This window comes from Pseudomonas sp. Xaverov 259 (assembly GCF_019352915.1).
Taxonomy (GTDB): domain Bacteria; phylum Pseudomonadota; class Gammaproteobacteria; order Pseudomonadales; family Pseudomonadaceae; genus Aquipseudomonas.
Genome location: NZ_JAAAFV010000057.1, coordinates 1,118,522 through 1,141,108, shown reverse-complemented (window position 1 = coordinate 1,141,108; position 22,587 = coordinate 1,118,522). Strand labels below are relative to the sequence as shown.

Below are 22,587 nucleotides of genomic sequence, written 5' to 3'. Positions count from 1 at the left end.
TCCTGCGTTGGGTTGCGAAGCAGCCCCAAACCCAGACGCTGAGTTTTTTCAGGAAAATTGCAGTGCCTTTACAGGGGCCGCTTCGCAGCCCAACGCAGGACAAGCCTGCTCGCCACACCAGTCCACCTGCCACAGACTTCGTGTTAACCGGTAACGGCCACCACCTTCCAACCGCCTCAACGCCGCCTTCCGCGGCTCCACCGGCAACCCGCCCAGCTCCCACATTTGACCCGGTTCACAATTCAAACTGTGGGAGCTGGCTTGCCTGCGATGGGCATGGGTATCTACAACTTTTGAAGGCAGCCAATTTCTCCTGTGGCGAGCAGGCTTGTCCTGCGTTGGGCTGCGAAGCAGCCCCAAACCCAGACGCTGAGTTCTTTCAGGAAAATTGCAGTGCCTTTACTGGGGCCGCTTCGCAACCCAACGCAGGACAAGCCTGCTCGCCACACCAGTCCACCTGCCACAGACTTCGTGTTAACAGGTAGTGTGGATACTTATGCTGCAATAAGGCCCTACTGGCCACCACCTTCCAACTGCCGCAACGCCGCCTTACGCTGCTCCACCGGCAATCCACCCAGCTTCTCCACCGCCGCAAAAAATTTCACCCAATCCCCGCCTTGCTGCGCAAACAACGCCGCAAACGCCGGCACCCACTGGTCATACAGCCCGAACGGCAGCAACCGCGCATTGTTCAGCGGCTGGTTGACCCACACGTCATAACGCTTATCGCCGCCCCATTGGCTGTCGCGCATGTGCCGGTACTCACTGCGCAGGCGCTCGAACTCTGCCGCCTTGGCCTGGCGCATCACATCCACCGCCAAGGGCTGGGCGTACAACGCCTCCAAGCGTTTGCGGGTATCGAGCACCAACCGGATAAATTGATCACGCTGCAGCAACGCCGCATTGCTCAGCGGCGCCAAACCCCGCGCTGCGCGCCATTGGCGGGTGCCTTCCTGTTCGACGAAGTTGGCGTAGGATTCGTTGAACTCGGTGTCGTCCTTCACATAAAAACGCTGGTGCGCCAGTTCGTGGAAGATCAGCGTGGCCAGACGCTCATCTCCCCAACTCATCATCGAACTCATGATCGGGTCGTTGAACCAACCCAGGGTGGAATAGGCCTCGACGCCGCCAATCGACACGTCCATGCCTTGTTGCTGCAACACCGCCGCTTCGCCGCGTGCTGCGCCCTGGTTGTAATAACCGCGATAGGCCACGCACCCAGCGATAGGGAAGCAGTGGGTTTCAGGCGACAGGGAAAACTCCTGCGTGGCGAACACGTTCCAGACCACATAAGGCCGGCCAATGTCGGCGTACAGGCGGTAGCTCTGGTTGTCAGGCAGGTGCAGGTGCTCACTGGCAAAGGCGCGGGCCTTTTGCGATTGCACCAAGTGATCGCGCAACGCCTGTGGGCGAGCAGGGTCGGCGATGACCTCGGCAACCGGCTCCCGAGCCCGCAGCAATTGCCACTGGCCGCTGGCCAACTGGCTGTAATAACTCACACTGGAACAGCCGCTGAGCAGCAGCACCATCAACCCTGGAAGAAAACGCCTGACCATGCCCGACCGCCCCTGGGTTATTTGCCTGCCAGACTATCCTGCCGGCACGGAATTTTTCCATGCCGTGGCGTGTTTATACTGATACAGAGTCTGTTGCCACAGGCAGCCAGGTTCAATTCTTACCCACCGTTGAGTGCCCGCCATGCGCCAGCTGTTGCTACCCGTCACCGCCTTGTTTCTCAGCGCCTGCGCTTCGACCCCCATCCCGCCGGTCGACCCGCACCAGGCCTGGATCGATTTCGCCACGCCGACACCCGGCGCCAAACTGGTGATGGCCCAGCGCCTGGACGGCAAGAACCTCAATGACGGGCGTTTCTTCCAAGTGCCACCCGGCAGCCATGAGCTGATGGTGCGCTTTGATTTCGAAGTGAACACCGGGACCGGCTTTGGCGGCCTGGACCAGACCCACGACCGAACCTGCTTCATGACCCTGCAATACGACAACTTCCAGGCAGGCCAGCGCTATGTGCTGGAAGGGCGCTCGCTGGCTTTTACGCCCAACATCCGGCTGTACAACACGGCGCGTCAGCTGTTGGCTGAGGAGCACAGTGTTAATTGCATCTGATCAGTCGTTGTTCTTCTGATAGAGGATGCGCTTGGTGCCGTTTTCGCAGGAGCCGACGATCATGGCGCTATCGTGGTTTTTGGCTTCTTCCTCGGTGATGATTTCCAGTGTGTAAGACGGAATCGCCTTGGCCTGGATGTTTACCTCAATTTCTTTCCTGAGCTCTTCACAATCTTTTGGCGCGGCCACAGCCGAAGTGGCCAATACACCGCAAATGATCGCCAAGGCAAAACGTTTCATGTGTGAAGCTCCGTGAATGCACTGCGCACGGGTGTGCGCCTAAGGCTGCATAGCCTATAGGACCACATCCAGGAAACACGAGTTCTGATTTAACGCAGAACAAAGTGTGGGAGCTGGCCTGTGTGGGAGCTGGCTTGCCTGCGATGGCAACGCCTCGATACAACTGAATAACCGAGGTGAACCTATCGCGAGCAAGCCCGGCTCCCACACGGGGACCTTGCTGCCAGATCGTTCCCACGCTCTGCGTGGGAATGCCGCCTGGGACGCTCCGCGTCCCGCCCACAGCATTCAAGTTCTGCGCAGGTGTGACGCAGAGCGTCACGGGCTGCATTCCCACGCCGGAGCGTGGGAACGATCTAAAAACAAAATGTGGGAGCTGGCTTGCCTGCGATGGCGACGCCTCGATACAACTGGATAACCGAGGTGAACCTATCGCGGGCAAGCCCGGCTCCCACACAAGCCCGCTCCCACATTGGGGATATCGCTGTGTCAGTTAGACCAGCGTGGCATCCAGGCTGATTTTGGCGTTCAGCACTTTCGACACTGGGCAGCCTTCCTTCGCCTTTTTGCTCAGCTCCTCGAACTGCGCCTGGCTTGCGCCCGGAATCTTGGCTTTCAGCACCAGATGCACAGCGGTAATCGCAAAGCCGCCGTCTACCTGGTCCAGGGTCACCTCAGCCTGAGTGTCGATGCTGTCAGCCTTAAGCCCCGCATCGCCCAGAATCATGGAGAACGCCATGGAGAAACAGCCCGCGTGGGCCGCGCCGATCAATTCTTCAGGGTTGGTGCCCTTGCCGCCTTCGAAGCGGGCCTTGAAGCCGTAGGGTGCTTCGCGCAGCACACCGGTTTCCGTGGAAATGGAACCCAGACCCGTCTTCAGATCACCTTCCCAATGCGCGGATGCTTTTTTAACGATACTCATAGCTTTCTCCTCGAACGGTGGTTTTGCGTCAGTAAGGGTTCTGAGGATAGACGGCCCGGCAAAGTTCATCTTGTCGGAGAAACCCAGCGATTCAGTAGGAAATTTAACAGGCTACTATTGAATCTCGGGTATATGCCCTCATTGCATAGAGCATGCACATGAAGCGGCAGGTTTTGGTTCGTCTATAAGCCTGCGCACCTAATGGAGAAGCAGGCTTATGAAATCGCTGTCCGACGTGAAGTTTTCGACCCTCGACCTCGTGCCCGTGCGCGCCAACGGCAGCATCGCACAGTCATTGCGCAACTCGCTGGACCTGGCCCAGCACGTGGAAAAGTTCGGCTACAACCGTTTCTGGGTAGCTGAACACCACAATATGGACGGCATCGCCAGCTCGGCCACCTCGGTGTTGCTGGGTTATTTGGCTGGCGGCACCTCGACGATTCGCGTCGGCTCCGGCGGCGTGATGCTGCCTAACCACGCGCCGCTGGTGATTGCCGAGCAGTTCGGCACCCTGGAAAGCCTGTACCCCGGCCGCATCGACCTGGGCCTGGGCCGCGCCCCCGGTTCTGACCAGATGACCGCCCGCGCCCTGCGCCGTGAACGCTCCGGCAGCGCTGACGAGTTTCCGGAAGATGTGGCCGAACTGATGGCCTACCTGGGCCCGCGCACGCCTGACCAACGGATTATCGCCGTACCCGGCACCGGCACCAACGTGCCGGTCTGGCTGCTCGGTTCCAGCCTGTTCAGCGCGCAACTGGCCGGTGAGCGCGGCTTGCCCTACGCCTTCGCCTCCCATTTCGCACCCCGCTTGATGCATGAGGCGATTCGCGTGTACCGCAATCACTTCAAGCCTTCAGCCGTGCTGGACAAGCCCTACGTGATGCTCGGTATTCCGCTGGTGGCCGCCGATACCGACGAGCAGGCCGACTACCTGGCCACTTCGGTGTACCAACGTATTCTGGCGCTGATGCGCGGGCAAAGCCTGGTGCAGCGCCCGCCGGTGAAAACCATGGACGGTCTGTGGCTGCCCCATGAAAAAGACGCAGTCGGCAGCTTCCTTGGCCTGGCCATGGTCGGTAGCCCAGCGAAGATCCGCGCGAAGTTGGAAGTGTTGATCGAGCAAACCGGCGCCGATGAGCTGATCTTTACCAGCGACCTGTATGAGCATGCCGACCGGATTCATTCCTACGAGCTGCTGGCGCAGGTGATGAAGGGCTGATAACCCGCAGGCGAAAAAAAACCGACGCACTCGCGTCGGTTTTTTATGTCTGGAGCACGGGATTAACCGCGCTTGTAGACGATTTCCTTGGTGCCGCCTTCGCAGCTGCCAACGACTGTGTGGTCGCTGGGTGCCGCGCCTTTATCTACCACTTCCAGCGAGTAACCCGAGGCGCCCTTGGCGTCGATTTTCGCTGCAATTTCGCTTTTCAGTTCGTCACAAGGCTTGCCCGCCGCCAGGGCAGTGCCCGCAATGCTCAACAAACCTACCGCTAACAGGAACTTCTTCATCCGTTACTTTCCTTGCGCTGATCGAAAAGAGCGTGCCGACGCTTATGGCGTCGGCACCCAATGGTTGTAGCGCAGGTTATGGCAATCGGCCAGTCAGCAAGTTCAACTCACGGGATCAACTACTGGCAATTCGGAATCCCACCTTGAGCGTGACCTGGAAGTGCGCGGCCTTGCCGTCCTTGATGTGACCACGGGTTTCGGTCACTTCAAACCACTCCAAGTGCTTGATGCTCTTATGCGCTTCAGCGATGGCGTTGTTGATGGCATCTTCGATGCTGGTGGTCGAGGAGCCGACCAGTTCGACTTTCTTGTAGGTGTGATGATCAGACATTACGTTTCTCCTGAGGTCTCTAGTGAGCGTAGCAGTGAATCTTCGTACTGCTTCTGGCGACCAATCCCACTCGAAAGTTCAGATTTACTGCACTTTCTGAAAACCGTGGAGTCGGTATCTACACATGCCACTCAATCACTTCAGGAGAGTTCCACATGGCCAACACTTCTTTACGCAAAGCGTCGCTGGAAAGCATGGAAGCCGAGATTTCGAGCCTGCTCAAGTCCCTTGAGAGCCTCAAGGACGATGCGTCCGATGAGTCGCGCAAAACGCTGAAGGCCCTGAAAAGCAATGCCGAGAATGCCCTCAAGCATTCCCGCCACCTGATCAGCGATGCCTACGAAGAAAGCAAAGTCAAAATCCGCGAAACCAGTGCGGCAACCCGTGACTACGCACAAGAGCACCCATGGACTACCGCTGGCGTTGCCGTTGGCGCGCTGGGCCTGCTGGCGGCTTACCTGCTGTGCAAACGTGGTGACTAAACGGGCTGGCGCAACAGCTCAGCCTTGAGCCACTGCGCCAACTGACCCGCGCGCCCGTCTGCGGCGCGCTTGGGTAGCCACAACGCCAGGTGCGCCGGGGTTTCGCTAAAACCCCACGGCGCCACCAGGCGACCCGCGCGCAGGTCCTCTGCCACCAGCGGTTCGGGCGCAATCGCCACACCTAAACCCGCCACCGCCGCCTCCAGCAAATAATACAAATGCTCAAACCCCTGGCCGTGCTTCAACGCGCCGGGCTCAATGCCGTGTTGCTGCGCCCAACTGGGCCAGGCTTGCGGGCGCGAGGTGGTGTGTAACAAGGCTTCACCGCACAGGGCTTGGGGCGGCGCCTGGCGCAGGCGTTCGTAACCGGCAAAACGCGGGCTCATTACCGGGCCGATTCGCTCACTCGCCAATTCGTACACCTGCATGTCCGCTGGCCACGGCGGCTCGGCGAAGACCAGCAGGGCATCGAGGCCGGGGCGCCGTGGGTCGAGGTCGCCGTCACCCGCCGACAGGTGCAGACGCAAGTCGGGCAAGTCTGCGTTCAAGCGGCCCAAGCGTGGAATCAGCCAGCGCGCCAGCAAGCTGCCCGAGCAGCCGAGTACAAAAGGTGCGTCGGCGCTGGCCTGGGTCAGCTCGGCGCAAACATCCCTTAAACGCTCGAACGCTTCGGCACTGGCATCCCTGAGCCGAACGCCTGCATCTGTGAGTTTAAGGCCGCGCCCATCTTTGGCGAACAGACTGACCCCCAAGTGTTCTTCCAACACCTTCAACTGGCGACTGACTGCACCATGGGTCACATGCAGTTGCTCAGCCGCCTGGCTGACGCTGTTCAAGCGGGCAGTGGCCTCAAACGCACGCAGGGCATTGAGGGGCGGAAGGTCTCGGCTCATCTGTGAGTTTTCCTGACAGGTTGTGGCGATCTTATCGGTTTTCAGCGTGGAGCGTCAGGGGTAGAGTGGCCGTCATTGCCTCTCCTCACCTTCTTCCCTGGAGCGCCCCATGACTCAGTCCCAGACCGACCTTCGCAACGGCCCCGACGCCAACGGCCTGTTTGGCGCGTTCGGCGGCCGCTACGTCGCTGAAACCCTGATGCCGTTGATCCTCGACCTGGCCCGTGAATACGAAGCGGCCAAGATCGATCCGGCCTTCAACGAAGAATTGGCCTACTTCCAACGCGACTATGTCGGGCGCCCAAGCCCGCTGTACTTTGCCGAGCGCCTGACCGAGTTCTGTGGCGGCGCCAAGATCTACCTCAAGCGCGAAGAGCTCAACCACACCGGCGCGCACAAGATCAACAACTGCATCGGCCAGATCCTGCTGGCGCGGCGCATGGGCAAAAAACGCATCATCGCCGAGACCGGTGCGGGCATGCACGGCGTGGCCACTGCCACCGTGGCAGCGCGCTTTGGCCTCGATTGCGTGATCTACATGGGCACCACCGACATCGAGCGCCAGCAGGCCAACGTGTTCCGTATGAAGCTGCTGGGCGCAGAAGTGATCCCGGTCGTGGCCGGCACCGGCACCCTTAAAGACGCGATGAACGAAGCCCTGCGTGACTGGGTGACCAACGTCGACAGCACCTTCTACCTGATCGGCACCGTGGCCGGCCCACACCCGTATCCTGCGATGGTGCGTGATTTCCAGGCCGTGATCGGCAAGGAAACCCGCGACCAGCTGCAAGCCCAGGAAGGCCGCCTGCCGGACAGCCTGGTGGCATGCATCGGCGGTGGCTCCAACGCCATGGGCCTGTTCCACCCGTTCCTGGATGACACCAGCGTGGAGATCATCGGCGTTGAAGCCGCCGGCCACGGCATCGAAACCGGCAAGCACGCCGCCAGCCTCAACGGCGGCGTACCGGGCGTGCTGCACGGCAACCGCACCTTCCTGTTGCAGGACGACGACGGCCAGATCATCGACGCCCACTCGATTTCCGCCGGCCTCGACTACCCAGGTATCGGCCCTGAACACGCGTGGTTGCATGATATCGGCCGCGTTCAGTACACCTCGGTGACCGACGACGAAGCCCTCGAAGCCTTCCACAAATGCTGCCGCCTGGAAGGGATTATTCCTGCGCTGGAAAGCGCCCATGCCCTGGCTGAAGTGTTCAAACGCGCACCAACCTTGCCGAAAGATCACCTGATGGTGGTGAACCTGTCCGGCCGTGGCGACAAAGACATGCAGACCGTGATGCACCACATGGACCTCTCTCAACAAGAGCAGTCGAAGCAGGAGAAACACTGATGAGCCGCCTGCAAACCCGTTTTGCGCAACTGAAAGAACAAAACCGCGCCGCCCTGGTGACCTTCGTCACCGCCGGCGACCCGGGTTACGACACTTCGCTGGCGATCCTCAAGGGCTTGCCCGCTGCCGGTGCCGACGTGATCGAGCTGGGCATGCCCTTCACCGACCCGATGGCCGACGGCCCGGCGATTCAGCTAGCCAACATCCGTGCGCTGGAAGCCAAACAGAACCTGCTGAAAACCCTGCAGATGGTCCGCGAGTTCCGCAAAGACAACCAGGACACGCCACTGGTGCTGATGGGTTACTTCAACCCGATCCACAAATACGGTGTGCCCAAGTTCATCGCCGACGCCAAAGAAGCCGGCGTAGACGGCCTGATCGTGGTCGACATGCCGCCTGAGCATAACGGCGAGCTGTGCGACCCGGCCCAGGCGGCAGGCATCGACTTTATCCGCCTGACCACGCCGACCACCGACGACGTGCGCCTGCCAACCGTACTCAACGGCAGCTCCGGTTTTGTGTATTACGTGTCGGTGGCCGGTGTGACCGGCGCCGGTGCCGCCACCCTGGAGCACGTCGAAGAAGCCGTGACCCGCCTGCGTCGGCATACCGACCTGCCAATCAGCATCGGCTTTGGTATTCGTACCCCGGAACAAGCCGCCGCTATCGCGCGTCTGGCAGACGGTGTGGTGGTCGGTTCGGCGCTGATCGATCACATCGCCACTGCGAAAAATGATCAGCAAGCAATCGATGGTGTTTTGAGCCTGTGCGCGGCGCTGTCGGAAGGTGTCCGTAACGCCCGTAAGTAAGCGGCGTGTAGCAATGGGTAAAGTTCCTGATACAGAGGAATCATCTGGGTAATCCAGTACCTAAACTGACAAGACCAAGGGATTTCGAGCCTCGTTCGAAATCCCTTTTTTGTTCGTGCAGTACTGAGGAAAGCCCCCATGAAAATGCCTAAACGCTGGATCGCAGGTCTTGGCGTGTTGATGCTCGGCGCAAGTGCCCTGGCGCAAGCCGCGCCGCCCGACCAACGTGGTGATGGCCCAGGCCGTGGCGGCCCGCAAGGCCAGTACGAGCAACGCGGCGACGACCATCGCGGCCCACAGGATAACCGTCGTGGCCCGCCGCAAGACTTCGGCCCCGTGCGTCAGGTGATCCGTGACAACCACAACGACTTCCGCCGTGGCGCGCCACCACCTCCCGGCGTGCGCCTGGTACGGGGCCAACCGCTGCCACGCAACTACTACGGCGAACGCCTCGACAACCGCGCTTTGGCACATCTGCCGCAATACCCAGGGTATGAATGGCGCCGGTCCGGCGGCGATATCGTATTGATCGCCATCGGCACCAGCATCGTCTATCAGATCCTGGATGGCGCCCTTTACTAGGCCTGGAATACTTTTGAGCAAGGCCCGCTTGTTGTGAGTAAGGACCGCTTATCGTGGCGAGCGGCTTGTTGTGGCGAGCGGGCTTGCCCCGCGTTGGGGTGCGAAGCGCCCCCAAAACCCGACAACACGGTTCCTTCTGGAAAAAACGCAGTGGCCTTATTGGGGCTGCTGCGCACCCCAACGCGGGGCAAGCCCGCTCGCCACAACAGCCCGCTCGCCACAACAAGCCCGCTCGCCACAAGGGTTTTGGGTACAACAATGGATTTACAGTTCTATGCGCTCGACCTTGCCTACCAACAATACGTAGGAAAGCGCCCCGAGCAACGCCAGCACGGCGATATAGGTAATCGCCGGCGCAAACGAATCACCACTGGCCAGAAAGCCAATCACAATCGGCGTGGTAATCGCCGACAAGTTGCCGATGAAGTTAAACACCCCACCCGTCAGCCCCAGCAACCGCGCTGGCGCCAAAGTCGACACCAATGACCAGGTGATCGACGCCAGGCCATTGCCAAAGAACGCCACTGCCAGAAACGCAATCACCCAGGCCGTCGAATCCACATAGTTGGCGCCGATGATCGCCGTGGAAATCAGCAGCCCACTAATGATCGGCAGCTTGCGCGCAAAACCTATCGACGTACCCCGGCGAATCAGCCAATCAGAAAAAATCCCGGAACACAGCACGCCGATAAACGCAGCGAGGAAAGGCAGCGACGCCAGCAGCCCGGACTTGATGAAGTCCATGCCGCGGTATTTCACCAGATAGGTCGGGAACCACGTCAGGAAAAACCACAGTGTCGAGTTCAGGCAGAACTGCCCCAGGTAAATGCCCCACAGCTTGCGCTTGCTTAGCACTATCCCGAGGTCGACCCAACTGAACGGTGCCTTGACCGCTTTCGCCTGCATATCCACCAGGCCGCCGCCCTCGCGGATCAGCTCGATTTCTGCCGCATTGGCGCCTTTGAAATCCTTTGGCTCGCGGTACACCGCGTACCAGATCAACGCCCACAGAATGCCGACGCCACCGGTGGCGACAAACACCATGTGCCAGCCAAACGCATGCTGCAGCCAGGCCAGCACCGGCGTGAGGAACGCCAGCCCGACAAACTGCCCAGAGGTGTAAACACCAATCGCGGTGGCACGCTCGCGCTCGGGAAACCAGGTGGTGACCACGCGGCTGTTGATCGGGTAGGCCGGTGCTTCCAGTGCGCCGACGGCCATACGCAGCACGAACAGCGCAATAAAGCTGGCAGCAAACCCCAGCATCACCGTGGCGATGGACCACAACAGCAGCGCCACGGTGTAGAGAATGCGCGGCGGCACGCGGTCCACCAGCCAGCCGCCGGGGATTTGCATGGCGGCGTAGGTCCAGCCGAACGCGGAGAAGATCAGCCCGACATGCACCGGGTCGATCCCCAGTTCGCTGGTCAGCGCCGGGGCGGCAATCGACAGGTTGCTGCGGTCGAGGTAGTTGATCACCACGGTGATAAACAGCAGCACCATGATGAAGAAACGCTTTCTGCTAGGCGTGACGAGAGAAGCCTGCCCGGTGAAGGATTCAGGGTGCATGGGGGGTTGCCTCTTCTTATATTTATTGAGGTCCGGAATGGGGCCTGACTGAAGAAACTGGATCAAAACTGTGGGAGCGGGCTTGCTCGCGAATACGGTGTGTCATTCAACACATCCGCAACTGAGCTACCGCATTCGCGAGCAAGCCCGCTCCCACACTTGACCGCATTCCTTCAGTGAGCAATCACCACTCAGCGAAGCTGCCATCAGCATGCCGCCAGATCGGGTTGCGCCAGCGGTGGCCGATGGCGGCGCGTTCGATCACATATTCCTCGTTGACCTCAATGCCCAGGCCCGGCCCGTTGGGGATCTTCACAAAGCCTTTGTCATAGTTGAACACGCCTGGATTGCGTATGTAATCAAGCAGGTCGTTGCTCTCGTTGTAGTGAATGCCCAGGCTTTGCTCCTGAATAAACGCGTTGTAGCAAACCGCGTCCAATTGCAGGCACGCCGCCAAGGCAATCGGACCCAGCGGGCAGTGCAAGGCCAGGGCCACGTCGTAGGCTTCGGCCATGTTGGCGATCTTGCGGGTTTCGGTGATGCCGCCGGCGTGGGACGCATCCGGCTGGATGATGTCGACGTAACCTTCGCTGAGCACACGCTTGAAGTCCCAACGCGAAAACAGCCGCTCGCCCAAGGCAATCGGCGTGCTGGTCAACGGCGCCAGCTCCTTGAGCGCTTCGTAGTTTTCGCTGAGCACCGGCTCTTCGATAAACATCAGCTTGTACGGGTCCAGCTCTTTCATCAGCACCTTGGCCATGGGCTTGTGTACGCGGCCATGGAAGTCGACGCCGATGCCGACGTTAGGCCCGACCGCATCGCGTACGGCAGCCACGTTAGCCAGCGCAAGGTCGACTTTTTCAAAGCTGTCGACGAACTGCAATTCTTCGGTGCCATTCATTTTCACGGCGGTGAAGCCACGGGCCACGGCCTCTTTGGCGGCGCGGGCGGTGTCGGCGGGGCGGTCGCCGCCGATCCAGGAATACACGCGGATCTTGTCACGCACCTGGCCACCCAACAGGTCGCTGACCGACACGCCGAGCGCCTTGCCCTTGATGTCCCACAGCGCTTGGTCAATACCGGCGAGGGCGCTCATATGCACCGCGCCGCCACGGTAGAAGCCGCCGCGATAGAGCACGGTCCAGATATCTTCGATATTGCGTGGGTCTTTGCCAATCAGGTAGTCGGAGAGTTCCTCGACGGCGGCAGCCACGGTGTGGGCGCGGCCTTCGACCACGGGTTCGCCCCAACCGGTCACGCCCTGGTCGGTCTCGACCTTGAGGAAGCACCAGCGCGGCGGGACGATAAAGGTGGTCAGTTTGGTGATTTTCATCTTCTTATCTCTCTTATCGATGCAGCGCCAGGGGCGCAAACCTTGAGTTCAGTTAAGCGCGTTCCAGGCCGCGACATAGGCCTGGGCATTGCTCGCCACTTGGTCCACCGACATGCCCGGTTTGAACAACCCGGAACCCAGGCCAAAGCCCTTGGCACCCGCGTCGAAATACACCTGCATGTTGTCGGGTGTCACACCGCCCACCGGCAGCAGCAACGTGCCCATGGGCAATACCGCCAGCCACGCCTTGATCACCGCCGGGCCCATTTGCTCGGCCGGGAACAGCTTCAATACGTCGGCTCCTTCGGCCAATGCGGCGAAGGCTTCGGTCGGCGTCGCCACACCCGGCGACAGGAACAGGCCCGCCGCCTTGGCGGCCCGCAATACCTTGGCATCGCTGTGGGGCATGACGATGACTTGGCCGCCGGCGGCTTTGACCTGCTCGACCTGTTCCGGGGTCAGCACGGTGCCCGCGCCGATCAGGCAATCGGCGGGCAAGGTGTCGCGCAAGGTGCGGATGCTGGTGTAAGGCTCCGGCGAATTCAGGGGCACTTCGATCACGCGAAAACCGGCCTTATAGAGCACTTGGCCAATCGCCTGCGCTTCATCCGGGCGCACGCCGCGCAAAATTGCGACCAAACCGTTGTGTGCGAGTGCTTGCTTAAGCATGTCAGGCCTCCAGTACAGGTTGAGTGAGCCCAGCGGCGACGGCCAATTGCCACAGGCCGCGCTCGGTGGCCTCCTGCGCGAGGCTGACGTGGGCAAAGCCGCAGAGGGCGAGGGCGCGTTGGTAGCGGGCGCAGAGGTTGGCGGCACCGACCAGGACGATAGGCTTGTGCTTGGCCTGCGGTGGCAAGCCCGCGAGTTCGTGGCCGATCAACAGGCCGGACAGGTAATCGGGCTGCTCGTCGGGTGCCAGTTCGCCGGTCAAGCCCAGCGTGCGGGCGCTGAACAACGTCGACAGCACGCCGCGCTGGCCATCCTCCGAGAGCGCCACGTGCACGCCACGATCAAACGCCTCGCCCTGGAATTTTTCGGACGGTTGCTGGGTACGCCCAAGAATGCTGTGCTTGCTGAGTACCGCAAACAGCTCGCCGGTCATGAATGTGTCGAAGTGGGTGATGCAGCCTTCAACCACCTCGACCCATTTGGAATGGCTGCCCGGCAGGCCGATCAACACGTCGGCGCCCAGGCCCTGCAGCACACCGAGCACTTGGGTTTCTTCGCCGCGCATCACGTTGGGCAAGCCGACCTGCTCGATCACACCCGGCACAATATGCACCTGCACCCCGCGCACGCTACGCACCGGGTGCAAAGCCTGGCCAAGGCTGGCGACGTCGACGGGCGTTTGGCGGTAAGCCGCTTCGCTCCAGCCCTGGGCGCTGCCGACCATGCCGCAGGCAATCACCGGCAGGCCAGGCTGCGCGTCGAGCCAGTCGCCACAGGCCGCATCGAACGCCAACTCAAAGCCGTCACTGCAACGCACGCCGGCAATCTCCCGAGGTTCGCTGGGCAGGTGCATGATGCCGAACGCCAGTGCGCGCTGTTCGAGCACGCAGCCCGCCGGGCCGAGTTTGTAAGCACGAAGGGAGCTGGTCCCCCAATCGAGCGCGATCAATTGCGCCTGCATCGCTTCACCTGAAATGAGTGGGTGCTGAAAAAAGCAGATGGGCGAATATAAACCTATGACTGGCGATATCTCAATATATAAATAACAGTCCCATATATTGGGTTTTTGTAATAAAAAATCCCATCGCCTCGCACAGGGTGATGGGATTAGGTGCAACGGTGGTTAAAAAATAGACAGGTTCAACTCGCGCATCGCGCCCATCCAGATCGCGTAATCGGTGTGGTCCTTCAAGTCATCGCCGGTATCCGGGTGCAGGAACACCACCAACCCGTCGCGATGCAGCGCCAGCCACGGCAACACCACACCGATGTATTCCGGCTCGAACGCCAGCTGGCAGCTCCAGTCCGGGTGCGGGCCAACCGGCCTTTCGTGTACACGGCCCATGCGCAGCGGGAACAGCTTGGCCGCGTCTTCGCAGAGCTTGCGCGCCTGGTCGATGGTGCTGGCGTCAAAGTAGATATGGGCGTGGTAGCCCTTGATACGTTGCATGGCGAAATCCGGATCCAATATGCGCCGATCCTAGACCGCAATCGACGGCAGGGCTAGCCCGGTCAACGACTGCGCGCTGCTGGCTTGCTCGGCCACTAGCCAGTCAACAAAGCGCTCGACCAATTGCCCTCGGCGCTTGCGCTGGGGCTGCACCACGTAATAACCGAAACGCGAAATCACTGTGTCGCTGATCGGCCGGCACAGCCAGTTCTGCTCCAGCAGGTTATCCACCAAATGGCGCCAGCCGATGGCCACGCCCTGGCCGGCAATCGCGGCCTGGATCAGCAAGGTGTAATTGTCGAAGCGCAATTGCCCAGGCGTGGGCGCCGTGGTGATACCCAACTCACGAAACACGCCGCTCCAGTCAAACCACTGGCTGTTGTTTTCCTGGCGCAGGTGCAGCAGCGGGTAATCGTGCAAATTTTGTACAGTCAATGGCGTGGACTGGGCCTTGAGCCATTGCGGGCTGCACACCGGAAACACTTCCTCGTTGAACAGCCACAAGCTCTCGCCCTGCTTGAAACGACCATCGCCAAACAACACCGCCACGTCGATATCGCTGCGCAACGTGGCGTGGTTGCGTTCGCTGGTCACCAGGCTGACGTCCACCTGCGGGTTGGCCTGGTGAAAGCGATGCAGGCGCGGCATCAGCCAGTAGGCGGCGAAGGCGAAGTCGGTGGCCACTTGCAGCACTTCGTGCTGGTCCTGCTGGGTGATCGCGCTGAGGCCTTGGTTGATGGTTTGCATACCGCCTTGCACATGCTCGAAGAGCAGCGCGCCCGCATCCGTCAGTTCGATGCCTCGGTAGATGCGATCGAACAGGCGGATCGCCAGCTGTTCTTCAAGGCGCTTGATCTGCTGGCTGATGGCTGGCTGCGTGGTGCCCAACTCCATCGCGGCGGCAGTAAAGCTGCGATGGCGCGCCGCTGCTTCAAAGGCACGCAGCAGGTCGAGGGACAGATCACCGAGGGCTTCATACATAAGCTGTGCTTATCCTAGACATTGCTTTTCATGGGCTTTACCCCATTTTCCATGGGCCGCATGCTCATTCGCATAAACACCGCCTATGGAATGCCGATAGATCATGAAGCGCAAGAACATTCTTTTTATCATGGCCGATCAAATGGCCGCGCCGATGCTGCCGTTCTACGGACCTTCCCCGATCAAGTTGCCGAACCTGAGCCGCCTGGCTGCACAGGGCGTGGTGTTTGATGCCGCCTACTGCAACAGCCCGTTGTGCGCGCCTTCGCGCTTCACCCTGGTCAGTGGCCAGTTGCCGAGCAAGATCGGCGCCTACGACAACGCCGCCGATTTCCCCGCCGATGTACCGACTTATGCCCACTACCTGCGCCGCCTGGGTTACCGCACGGCGCTGTCGGGCAAGATGCATTTCTGCGGGCCGGATCAGCTGCACGGTTATGAAGAACGCCTGACCAGCGACATCTACCCGGCCGACTATGGCTGGGCGGTGAACTGGGATGAACCGCACGTGCGTCCCACCTGGTACCACAACATGTCCTCGGTGCTGCAAGCCGGACCGTGCGTGCGCACCAATCAGCTGGATTTCGACGAAGAGGTGGTGTTCAAGGCCCAGCAGTATCTGTTCGACCATATCCGTGAAGACGGCAACCAACCGTTCTGCCTCACCGTGTCGATGACGCACCCACACGACCCGTACACGATTCCCAAGCCATTCTGGGACCTGTACGACGACGGCGACATCCCAATGCCGGCAACCCCCGCGCAAGGCGATCTCGACCCGCATTCCCAACGCCTGCTCAAGGTTTACGACCTGTGGGACAAGCCGCTGCCTGTGGACAAGATCCGCGATGCGCGTCGCGCGTATTTCGGCGCGTGCAGCTATATCGACAGCAACGTCGGCAAACTCCTGCAAACCCTGGAAGACACCGGCCTGGCCGACGACACGATCATCATCTTCTCCGGTGACCACGGCGACATGCTCGGCGAGCGTGGCCTCTGGTACAAAATGCACTGGTTCGAAATGGCCGCCCGCGTACCGTTGCTGGTAAGCGCGCCAGGCCAGTTTGCGGCAGGCCGCGTGGGGAAAGCCGTGTCCACCGCCGACCTTTTGCCCACCCTGGTGGAACTGGCCGGCGGCGAACTGGACCCGCGCCTGGCGCTGGACGGCCGCTCGCTGGTCCCGCACTTGCAAGGGCAGGGCGGGCACGACGAAGTGTTTGGCGAATACATGGCCGAAGGCACCATCAGCCCGCTGATGATGATTCGGCGTGGCGCCTACAAATTCATCTACAGCGAAGACGACCCTTGTCTACTGTTCGATGTACACAACGACCCGCACGAGCGGGAAGACCTCAGCCAGTCACCGGAACACCGGCCACTGTTCGAGGCGTTTTTGACTGAGGCGCGGGCCAAATGGGACATCCCGGCGATCCACCAGCAGGTGCTCGCCAGCCAACGCCGTCGCCGCCTGGTATTCGAGGCGCTGACCCAAGGCAAGCTGAAGAGCTGGGATCACCAGCCACTGGTGGACGCCAGTCAGCAGTACATGCGCAACCATATCGACCTCGACGACCTGGAGCGCAAGGCACGTTATCCACAACCCTGCCAAAACCAATAAATAAACAGAGGGAAGGCCATGCAAAAGTTAACGGTGATACTCGGAGTCTTGGCGTTGAGCAGCGCCAATGTTTACGCAGACACCAGCTGTGACACGGTGAAGATGGCCGATCCAGGCTGGAGCGATATCGCCGCCACCAATGCCATCACCGGCTTCCTGTTGAACGGCATGGGCTACAAGGCCAAGGTCGACACCCTGGCGGTGCCGATCACGTTTGGCGGGCTCAAGGATGGCCAGGTGGATGTGTTCCTGGGCAACTGGATGCCGGCACAGCAGGGTTTCTACGACAAGTTCGTGGCCAATGGCGATGTGGTGCAATTGGCTAAAAACCTCGACGGCACCGAGTTCACCCTTGCCGTGCCGGACTATGTGTGGGACGCCGGTGTGCATGATTTTGCCGACCTGAACAAGTTTGCCGACAAGTTCGACAAGAAGATCTACGGCATCGGCTCCGGCGCGCCGGCAAATATTTCGCTGCAGGAGATCATCAAGAAGAATGACTTCGACCTGGGCCAGTGGAAGCTGATCGAGTCGAGCGAGCAGGCGATGCTGGCCGAAGTGTCGCGGGCGGTGAAAAAGCAGAAGTTCGTGACCTTCCTCGGCTGGACACCGCACCCGATGAACGTGCAGTTGAAGATGCATTATCTCAAAGGCGGTGAGAAGTATTTTGGTGACACCGGCAGCGTGTATACCTTGACCCGCAAGGGTTATGCACAGGCCTGCCCGAACGTAGGAAAGTTGCTGACCAACCTGAGCTTTACCCAAGAGATGGAGAACAGCATCATGGCGCAGGTGGTCAACAACAAGGTCAGCAATGCCGAGGCGGCGAAGGCGTGGATCAAGGCTAACCCGGCGGTGCTGGATAAGTGGCTGGATGGCGTAAAAACCCTTGATGGCAAAGATGCACTGTCTGCCGTAAAGGCCAAACTTTAGGGTCGAACATAATCCAAATGTGGGAGCGGGCTTGCTCGCGAAAGCGGTGGTTCAGTTGATACATGTGCGAGCTGACACACCGCTTTCGCGAGCAAGCCCGCTCCCACAGGGGACTAGTGTGTACTGATACTCTAAGCCAATCCTTTTAACCCGAGTTTTCGATGCCCCGGCCCAACCGCCACACTCTCTTGCCCTTCCTCGCCTGGCTGCCGCGCCAAACCCGCGCCAGCGTCGGCCGCGATGCGATTGTCGGGCTCAGCGGCGCCGTGCTCGCCTTGCCGCAGTCGATTGCCTACGCGCTGATCGCCGGGCTCCCACCCGAATACGGTCTGTATGCCGCCATCATCCCGGTGTTGATCGCGTGCTTGTGGGGTTCGTCGTGGCACCTGATCTGTGGGCCGACGGCGGCGATTTCCATCGTCCTGTATGCCAGCGTCAGTCCGCTGGCCGTGCCTGGCTCGCAGGACTACATCACGTTGACCCTGTTGCTTACGTTCCTGGCCGGTGTGTTCCAGTGGTTGCTGGGCATGCTGCGCTTCGGCGCACTGGTGAATTTCGTCTCGCATTCGGTGGTGCTGGGGTTCACTCTGGGCGCTGCCGTGGTGATTGCCTTGGGGCAACTGCCCAACTTGCTGGGGCTGGATTTGCCCAGCCAGGCCACGGCGATCAATAGCTTGCTGGCACTGGTAGACCATGCCGGGGAATGGGACCACGCCTCACTGGCGCTGGGCCTGGGCACCTTGCTGGTGGGCGCGCTGCTCAAATACCTGGTCCCGCGTTGGCCAACCCTGTTGATTGCCCTGGCGCTGGGCAGCCTGGTGGCGTGGCTGTGGCCGGCGATGTTTGGGCATGTGGCACTGGTGAGTTCGTTTGTCGGCAAACTGCCGCCGTTCAGCCCGCTGCCGATGGACCTGGACATGCTCCTGCGCCTGCTGCCCAGCGCCGTGGCAGTGGGCATGCTCGGGCTGGTCACCAGCCTGTCGATTGCGCGCTCGTTGTCGGCACGTTCGCAGCAACTGCTCGACGCTAATCAGGAAGTCCGCGCACAGGGTTTATCCAATATCGTCGGCGGCTTTTTCTCCGGGTACTTGTCGGCCGGCTCCTTTACCCGCTCTGGCCTGAGCTATGAAGCGGGCGCCTGCTCGCCGTTGGCGGGCGTGTTTTCCGCGCTCTGGGTAGCATTGTTTGCGTTGTTCGGCGCGGCGTTGATCGCGCACATTCCGATCCCGAGTATGGCCGCGAGCATCCTGCTGATTTGCTGGGGCTTGGTGGATCATCGTGGCATTCGCGCGCTGTTCCGCGTCAGCCGCGCCGAGTTTGTGGTGATGAGCCTGACCTGCGTCGCGACCTTGCTGCTGGAGTTGCAAACGGCGATTTATGCGGGCGTGCTGGCATCGTTGTTTTTCTACCTCAAACGCACCTCGCAGCCGCGGGTTCAGCAATGGCGCGACGGTGATGAAGATGTGTTGCGGGTGGGCGGTTCGATCTTTTTCGGCGCCAGCCATTACCTGCAAGTGCGGCTACAAAGCTTGCAGGGCGAGCGGGTGGTGATCGAGGCGCAGCAGATCAACTTTATCGACTATTCCGGAGTGGAGATGCTGCACCAGGAGGCGCGGCGGTTGGTCGGTTTGGGGCGCAGCCTGACGTTGCGCCGGGCGCGGCCGCAAGTCGTCGAGGAACTGAAAAAGCTGGAAGGAGCCGAAAAATGCCCCATCCATTTTGAAGAATAAACACGGTTGAAACTGTGGGAGCGGGCTTGCTCGCGAATGCGGTGGCTCAGTTAAGTAATTATTGACTGACACACCGCTTTCGCGAGCAAGCCCGCTCCCACATTTAGATTTTTGTCAGGCCAGTTGTCTACGCAACTCAGCCAACACCGGTGCCGACTCCGGGCGTACGCCGCGCCACAGGTAGAAGGCTTCTGCGGCCTGCTCCACCAACATGCCCAAACCGTCCATCGCCACCGCCGCGCCTTGCTCGGTGGCCCAGCGACAGAACGCTGTCGGCTCCTTGGCGTACATCATGTCGTAGCAAAAGGTCTTGCCCGGTTCGATCAGGCTGCCGGCAATCGGCGGTACATCGCCTGACAGGCTGGCGGACGTGGCATTGATGATCACGTCCACCGGCTCACGCAGCCAGTCGAAACCGCTGGCAGACACCGGCCCCAGGTCATCGAACAACTCGGCAAGCAGCTCGGCCTTTTCCACGGTGCGGTTGGCAATGATCAACGAGGCGGGCTGCTCGGCCAGCAACGGCTCCAGCGCCCCGCGTACCGCGCCACCGGCGCCCAGCAGCAGGATGCGTTTACCTTGCAGGCTCAGCCCGGCGTTAACCGTCAGGTCGCGTACCAGCCCGGCGCCGTCGGTGTTGTCGCCCAGCAGGGTGCCGTCGGCGAGCTTGCTCAGGGTGTTCACCGCGCCTGCGCGCTGGGCGCGTTCGGTCAAGCTGTTGGCCAGCCGGTAGGCGTCTTCCTTGAACGGCACGGTGACGTTGGCGCCCCGGCCTTGTGCAAAGAACTCACGGGCACAGCCGGTAAAATCCTCCAGCGGCGCGAGCAAGGTGCTGTAGTCCAGTTGCTCGCCGGTCTGCTCGGCGAACATGCGGTGAATCAACGGCGACTTGCTGTGGCCGATGGGGTTGCCGAACACCACATAACGGTCCATCAGACAGCCGCCATGGGCGCAGCAACACCCAGCCAGTCGCGATCTTGCAGGTAGTAATCGGTGAGGCGCGCTTCCTCGCTGTCGGCTTCGGCTTTCCAGTCGTAGCTCCAGCGCACTTGCGGCGGCAGCGACATCAGGATCGACTCGGTACGCCCGCCCGACTGCAGGCCGAACAGGGTGCCACGGTCGTAGACCAGGTTGAATTCGACGTAGCGGCCACGACGGAATTCCTGGAACTGGCGCTGCTGCTCGGTGTAAGCCATAGCCTTGCGGCGCTGCACGATTGGCAAGTAAGCGTCGATATAGGCATCGCCGATGGCGCGGATGAAGGCGAAGCAGGTGTCGAAGTCCCACTCGTTCAAGTCATCAAAGAACAGGCCGCCGATGCCGCGCGGTTCATTGCGGTGCTTGATATGGAAGTAGGTGTCGCACCAGGCCTTGTAGCGCGAATACACATCCGCGCCAAACGGCGCACAGGCCTGCTCGGCCACGCGGTGCCAGTGGACGCAGTCTTCTTCATTGCCGTAGTAGGGCGTGAGGTCGAAGCCGCCACCGAACCACCACACCGGTTCTTCGCCGTCTTTTTCGGCGATGAAAAAACGTACGTTGGCGTGGGACGTCGGCACATGCGGGTTGTGCGGGTGGATCACCAGCGACACGCCGAGTGCTTCAAAGCCACGGCCGGCCAACTCCGGGCGATGCGCGCTGGCGGACGGTGGCAGGCCACTGCCGAATACGTGGGAAAAGTTGACGCCGCCTTTTTCGATCACCGAACCGTTTTCGATCACACGGGTGCGACCGCCGCCGCCGGCAGGCCGGGTCCAGGCGTCTTCAATAAAGCGAGTGTCCGTCTCGAAGGTTTCCAGGGCGCTGCAAATGCGGTCTTGCAGGTCAAGCAGGTAGGCCTTTACAGCCTCGGTGCGGGTAGTCATGGCATCACCTTGAATCGGGCAAAGCTACGCGAGGCCATCGGGCGTCGGCGGCAAATGGGCGCACAGGATACCACTGCACCCGACCGCGCCGCAGTTGACGAAGATCAAGCTTAGGAGTGGGATAGGGGGCTACGCGATTCGACCTCAGGAGAAGTGCAGATGGCCAAACGTATCCAGTTCAGCGCCCATGGCGGCCCCGAAGTGCTTGAGTATGTGGACTACACCCCGGCAGAACCTGGCCCACAGCAGGTTCGCGTGCGTAACGAGGCCATCGGCCTGAACTTCATCGACACTTATTTCCGCAGTGGCCTGTATGCGCCGCCAGCCTTGCCATCTGGCCTTGGCGCAGAAGGCGCTGGCGTGGTGGACGCGGTTGGCAGCGAAGTCACGCAGTTCAAGGTCGGCGATCGCGTGGCCTACGGCAGCGGCCCACTGGGTGCGTACAGCCAGCTGCATGTGTTGCCTGCCGCCAACCTGGTGCACTTGCCCGACGACATCAGCTTCGAACAGGCCGCTGGCGCGATGCTCAAGGGCCTGACCGTGCAGTACCTGCTGCGTCAGACCTACGAGTTGAAGGGTGGCGAAACCATTCTGTTCCACGCGGCTGCCGGTGGCGTGGGTTCGCTGGCCTGCCAATGGGCCAGGGCGCTGGGCGTGAAGCTGATCGGCACCGTGAGTTCGCCAGAAAAAGCCGCACTGGCCAAATCCCTCGGCGCCTGGGAAACCATCGACTACAGCAAGGAAAACGTCGCACAACGCGTACTGGAATTGACCGACGGCAAAAAAGTCCCGGTGGTCTATGACGGCGTCGGCAAAGACACCTGGCTGACCTCGCTGGACAGCGTGGCGCCACGGGGTTTGGTGGTGAGTTTCGGCAATGCGTCCGGCGCGGTGGATGGCGTGAACCTGGGGATTCTGGCGGCGAAGGGCTCGTTGTATGTCACTCGGCCGACACTGGCGACTTACGCCAGCAACCCGAAAGACTTGCAGGCGATGGCCGATGATCTGTTCGCGATGATCAAGAGCGGCAAGGTGCGTATTGATATCAACCAGCGATTTGCGCTGGCGGATGCGGCGAAGGCGCAGACAGAGTTGTCGGGGCGGCGGACTACCGGGTCGACCATTCTTCTGCCGTAAGGCGAGAGATTTTTAAAGGTAGTAAGGGCCTCATCTCGGGCAAGCCCGGCTCCCACATTTGG

General features: G+C 60.8%; 24 protein-coding genes. 10 read left to right on the top strand and 14 right to left on the bottom strand.

Annotated features, from left to right (window positions below; genetic code table 11):
• Positions 1–512: 512 nt before the first annotated feature.
• A complete protein-coding gene (locus K0H48_RS28045) occupies positions 513–1,556 on the bottom strand; it encodes an aminopeptidase (protein ID WP_219337539.1) in 1,044 nt (347 codons plus the stop codon).
• A gap of 142 nt (positions 1,557–1,698) precedes the next feature.
• Here K0H48_RS28045 and K0H48_RS28040 point away from each other — a divergent pair, with 142 nt between their 5' ends.
• Positions 1,699–2,121, top strand: coding sequence for a hypothetical protein (locus tag K0H48_RS28040; protein WP_219337538.1), 423 nt, complete (start codon positions 1,699–1,701; stop codon positions 2,119–2,121).
• On the opposite strand, the gene K0H48_RS28035 is transcribed toward K0H48_RS28040, so the two are convergent.
• On the bottom strand, positions 2,122–2,361 hold the full coding sequence (locus K0H48_RS28035) for a DUF1161 domain-containing protein (protein WP_219337537.1): 240 nt from the start codon (positions 2,359–2,361) through the stop codon (positions 2,122–2,124).
• A gap of 493 nt (positions 2,362–2,854) precedes the next feature.
• Complete coding sequence (locus K0H48_RS28030) at positions 2,855–3,283, bottom strand: OsmC family protein (RefSeq protein WP_017137919.1); 429 nt, start codon at positions 3,281–3,283, stop codon at positions 2,855–2,857.
• Between the two features lie 217 nt (positions 3,284–3,500).
• Between K0H48_RS28030 and K0H48_RS28025 the strand changes: the two genes are divergently transcribed.
• Positions 3,501–4,502 (top strand): LLM class flavin-dependent oxidoreductase, encoded by a 1,002-nt coding sequence (locus tag K0H48_RS28025; RefSeq protein WP_017137920.1) that lies wholly within the window; start codon positions 3,501–3,503, stop codon positions 4,500–4,502.
• Between the two features lie 62 nt (positions 4,503–4,564).
• Here K0H48_RS28025 and K0H48_RS28020 read toward each other — a convergent pair whose 3' ends face one another.
• Both K0H48_RS28020 and K0H48_RS28015 read right to left on the bottom strand, forming a co-directional pair.
• Positions 4,565–4,792, bottom strand: coding sequence for a DUF1161 domain-containing protein (locus K0H48_RS28020; RefSeq protein ID WP_219337536.1), 228 nt, complete (start codon positions 4,790–4,792; stop codon positions 4,565–4,567).
• A gap of 115 nt (positions 4,793–4,907) precedes the next feature.
• Complete coding sequence (locus tag K0H48_RS28015) at positions 4,908–5,123, bottom strand: dodecin (protein ID WP_016969657.1); 216 nt, start codon at positions 5,121–5,123, stop codon at positions 4,908–4,910.
• A gap of 155 nt (positions 5,124–5,278) precedes the next feature.
• Between K0H48_RS28015 and K0H48_RS28010 the strand changes: the two genes are divergently transcribed.
• The gene (locus tag K0H48_RS28010; protein ID WP_003187304.1) at positions 5,279–5,605 is read left to right on the top strand and encodes a YqjD family protein; all 327 of its coding nucleotides are present in this window, start codon (positions 5,279–5,281) and stop codon (positions 5,603–5,605) included.
• On the opposite strand, the gene K0H48_RS28005 is transcribed toward K0H48_RS28010, so the two are convergent.
• A complete protein-coding gene (locus K0H48_RS28005; protein ID WP_138813174.1) occupies positions 5,602–6,498 on the bottom strand; it encodes a LysR family transcriptional regulator in 897 nt (298 codons plus the stop codon). The genes K0H48_RS28010 and K0H48_RS28005 overlap by 4 nt on opposite strands.
• 109 nt (positions 6,499–6,607) lie before the next feature.
• Here K0H48_RS28005 and trpB point away from each other — a divergent pair, with 109 nt between their 5' ends.
• The 3 genes from trpB (at position 6,608) to K0H48_RS27990 (ending at position 9,240) form a co-directional block, all read left to right on the top strand.
• Positions 6,608–7,849, top strand: a complete 1,242-nt coding sequence (trpB, locus tag K0H48_RS28000) for a tryptophan synthase subunit beta (protein WP_056860979.1) — start codon at positions 6,608–6,610, stop codon at positions 7,847–7,849.
• Positions 7,849–8,658 carry a tryptophan synthase subunit alpha gene (gene trpA, locus K0H48_RS27995; protein ID WP_056860978.1) on the top strand — a complete coding sequence of 270 codons (810 nt, stop codon included), beginning with the start codon at positions 7,849–7,851 and terminating at the stop codon, positions 8,656–8,658. The genes trpB and trpA overlap by 1 nt, the downstream gene beginning before the upstream one ends.
• A 138-nt stretch (positions 8,659–8,796) precedes the next feature.
• Positions 8,797–9,240, top strand: coding sequence for an anti-virulence regulator CigR family protein (locus K0H48_RS27990; RefSeq protein ID WP_058420550.1), 444 nt, complete (start codon positions 8,797–8,799; stop codon positions 9,238–9,240).
• A 264-nt stretch (positions 9,241–9,504) separates the two neighbouring features.
• Here K0H48_RS27990 and K0H48_RS27985 read toward each other — a convergent pair whose 3' ends face one another.
• From K0H48_RS27985 to K0H48_RS27960, 6 genes are all read right to left on the bottom strand, one after another.
• Positions 9,505–10,809, bottom strand: coding sequence for an MFS transporter (locus tag K0H48_RS27985; protein ID WP_219337535.1), 1,305 nt, complete (start codon positions 10,807–10,809; stop codon positions 9,505–9,507).
• 184 nt (positions 10,810–10,993) lie between these two features.
• Positions 10,994–12,142 (bottom strand): galactonate dehydratase, encoded by a 1,149-nt coding sequence (gene dgoD / locus K0H48_RS27980; protein ID WP_219337534.1) that lies wholly within the window; start codon positions 12,140–12,142, stop codon positions 10,994–10,996.
• Positions 12,143–12,190: 48 nt separating this feature from the next.
• Entirely contained in the window at positions 12,191–12,811 is a 621-nt protein-coding gene (locus K0H48_RS27975; RefSeq protein ID WP_219337533.1) for a 2-dehydro-3-deoxy-6-phosphogalactonate aldolase, read from the bottom strand.
• A 1-nt stretch (position 12,812) separates the two neighbouring features.
• Positions 12,813–13,772, bottom strand: a complete 960-nt coding sequence (locus tag K0H48_RS27970) for a 2-dehydro-3-deoxygalactonokinase (protein WP_219337532.1) — start codon at positions 13,770–13,772, stop codon at positions 12,813–12,815.
• A 162-nt stretch (positions 13,773–13,934) separates the two neighbouring features.
• On the bottom strand, positions 13,935–14,261 hold the full coding sequence (locus K0H48_RS27965) for a DOPA 4,5-dioxygenase family protein (RefSeq protein ID WP_200430990.1): 327 nt from the start codon (positions 14,259–14,261) through the stop codon (positions 13,935–13,937).
• Between the two features lie 30 nt (positions 14,262–14,291).
• Positions 14,292–15,242 carry a LysR family transcriptional regulator gene (locus tag K0H48_RS27960; protein WP_219337531.1) on the bottom strand — a complete coding sequence of 317 codons (951 nt, stop codon included), beginning with the start codon at positions 15,240–15,242 and terminating at the stop codon, positions 14,292–14,294.
• Between the two features lie 103 nt (positions 15,243–15,345).
• On the opposite strand from K0H48_RS27960, the gene betC reads away from it, so the two are divergent.
• From betC to K0H48_RS27945, 3 genes are all read left to right on the top strand, one after another.
• A complete protein-coding gene (gene betC / locus K0H48_RS27955) occupies positions 15,346–16,860 on the top strand; it encodes a choline-sulfatase (RefSeq protein WP_219337530.1) in 1,515 nt (504 codons plus the stop codon).
• Positions 16,861–16,878: 18 nt separating this feature from the next.
• A complete protein-coding gene (gene choX / locus K0H48_RS27950; protein WP_219337529.1) occupies positions 16,879–17,793 on the top strand; it encodes a choline ABC transporter substrate-binding protein in 915 nt (304 codons plus the stop codon).
• A gap of 161 nt (positions 17,794–17,954) precedes the next feature.
• Entirely contained in the window at positions 17,955–19,523 is a 1,569-nt protein-coding gene (locus tag K0H48_RS27945) for a SulP family inorganic anion transporter (RefSeq protein WP_219337528.1), read from the top strand.
• A 114-nt stretch (positions 19,524–19,637) separates the two neighbouring features.
• On the opposite strand, the gene aroE is transcribed toward K0H48_RS27945, so the two are convergent.
• Together aroE and hemF are read right to left on the bottom strand one after the other, a co-directional pair.
• Complete coding sequence (aroE, locus tag K0H48_RS27940) at positions 19,638–20,456, bottom strand: shikimate dehydrogenase (protein WP_219337527.1); 819 nt, start codon at positions 20,454–20,456, stop codon at positions 19,638–19,640.
• Positions 20,456–21,388 (bottom strand): oxygen-dependent coproporphyrinogen oxidase, encoded by a 933-nt coding sequence (gene hemF, locus K0H48_RS27935; protein WP_219337526.1) that lies wholly within the window; start codon positions 21,386–21,388, stop codon positions 20,456–20,458. The genes aroE and hemF overlap by 1 nt, the downstream gene beginning before the upstream one ends.
• Positions 21,389–21,547: 159 nt before the next feature.
• On the opposite strand from hemF, the gene K0H48_RS27930 reads away from it, so the two are divergent.
• Positions 21,548–22,525, top strand: coding sequence for an NADPH:quinone reductase (locus K0H48_RS27930; protein ID WP_219337525.1), 978 nt, complete (start codon positions 21,548–21,550; stop codon positions 22,523–22,525).
• Positions 22,526–22,587 lie beyond the last annotated feature (62 nt).

Excerpts from the sequence above, each read along its gene's own strand:
- trpA (WP_056860978.1), top strand. The coding sequence starts at position 7,849 with ATGAGCCGCCTGCAAACCCGTTTTGCGCAACTGAAAGAACAAAACCGC.
- K0H48_RS28010 (WP_003187304.1), top strand. The coding sequence starts at position 5,279 with ATGGCCAACACTTCTTTACGCAAAGCGTCGCTGGAAAGCATGGAAGCC.
- K0H48_RS28020 (WP_219337536.1), bottom strand. The coding sequence starts at position 4,792 with ATGAAGAAGTTCCTGTTAGCGGTAGGTTTGTTGAGCATTGCGGGCACT.
- K0H48_RS28015 (WP_016969657.1), bottom strand. The coding sequence starts at position 5,123 with ATGTCTGATCATCACACCTACAAGAAAGTCGAACTGGTCGGCTCCTCG.
- K0H48_RS28035 (WP_219337537.1), bottom strand. The coding sequence starts at position 2,361 with ATGAAACGTTTTGCCTTGGCGATCATTTGCGGTGTATTGGCCACTTCG.
- dgoD (WP_219337534.1), bottom strand. The coding sequence starts at position 12,142 with ATGAAAATCACCAAACTGACCACCTTTATCGTCCCGCCGCGCTGGTGC.
- K0H48_RS28025 (WP_017137920.1), top strand. The coding sequence starts at position 3,501 with ATGAAATCGCTGTCCGACGTGAAGTTTTCGACCCTCGACCTCGTGCCC.
- K0H48_RS27970 (WP_219337532.1), bottom strand. The coding sequence starts at position 13,772 with ATGCAGGCGCAATTGATCGCGCTCGATTGGGGGACCAGCTCCCTTCGT.
- K0H48_RS27975 (WP_219337533.1), bottom strand. The coding sequence starts at position 12,811 with ATGCTTAAGCAAGCACTCGCACACAACGGTTTGGTCGCAATTTTGCGC.
- K0H48_RS27960 (WP_219337531.1), bottom strand. The coding sequence starts at position 15,242 with ATGTATGAAGCCCTCGGTGATCTGTCCCTCGACCTGCTGCGTGCCTTT.
- K0H48_RS28045 (WP_219337539.1), bottom strand. The coding sequence starts at position 1,556 with ATGGTCAGGCGTTTTCTTCCAGGGTTGATGGTGCTGCTGCTCAGCGGC.
- choX (WP_219337529.1), top strand. The coding sequence starts at position 16,879 with ATGCAAAAGTTAACGGTGATACTCGGAGTCTTGGCGTTGAGCAGCGCC.
- K0H48_RS27965 (WP_200430990.1), bottom strand. The coding sequence starts at position 14,261 with ATGCAACGTATCAAGGGCTACCACGCCCATATCTACTTTGACGCCAGC.
- K0H48_RS27990 (WP_058420550.1), top strand. The coding sequence starts at position 8,797 with ATGAAAATGCCTAAACGCTGGATCGCAGGTCTTGGCGTGTTGATGCTC.
- K0H48_RS28040 (WP_219337538.1), top strand. The coding sequence starts at position 1,699 with ATGCGCCAGCTGTTGCTACCCGTCACCGCCTTGTTTCTCAGCGCCTGC.
- K0H48_RS27985 (WP_219337535.1), bottom strand. The coding sequence starts at position 10,809 with ATGCACCCTGAATCCTTCACCGGGCAGGCTTCTCTCGTCACGCCTAGC.
- aroE (WP_219337527.1), bottom strand. The coding sequence starts at position 20,456 with ATGGACCGTTATGTGGTGTTCGGCAACCCCATCGGCCACAGCAAGTCG.
- K0H48_RS27945 (WP_219337528.1), top strand. The coding sequence starts at position 17,955 with ATGCCCCGGCCCAACCGCCACACTCTCTTGCCCTTCCTCGCCTGGCTG.
- trpB (WP_056860979.1), top strand. The coding sequence starts at position 6,608 with ATGACTCAGTCCCAGACCGACCTTCGCAACGGCCCCGACGCCAACGGC.
- K0H48_RS28030 (WP_017137919.1), bottom strand. The coding sequence starts at position 3,283 with ATGAGTATCGTTAAAAAAGCATCCGCGCATTGGGAAGGTGATCTGAAG.
- K0H48_RS27930 (WP_219337525.1), top strand. The coding sequence starts at position 21,548 with ATGGCCAAACGTATCCAGTTCAGCGCCCATGGCGGCCCCGAAGTGCTT.
- betC (WP_219337530.1), top strand. The coding sequence starts at position 15,346 with ATGAAGCGCAAGAACATTCTTTTTATCATGGCCGATCAAATGGCCGCG.
- K0H48_RS28005 (WP_138813174.1), bottom strand. The coding sequence starts at position 6,498 with ATGAGCCGAGACCTTCCGCCCCTCAATGCCCTGCGTGCGTTTGAGGCC.
- hemF (WP_219337526.1), bottom strand. The coding sequence starts at position 21,388 with ATGACTACCCGCACCGAGGCTGTAAAGGCCTACCTGCTTGACCTGCAA.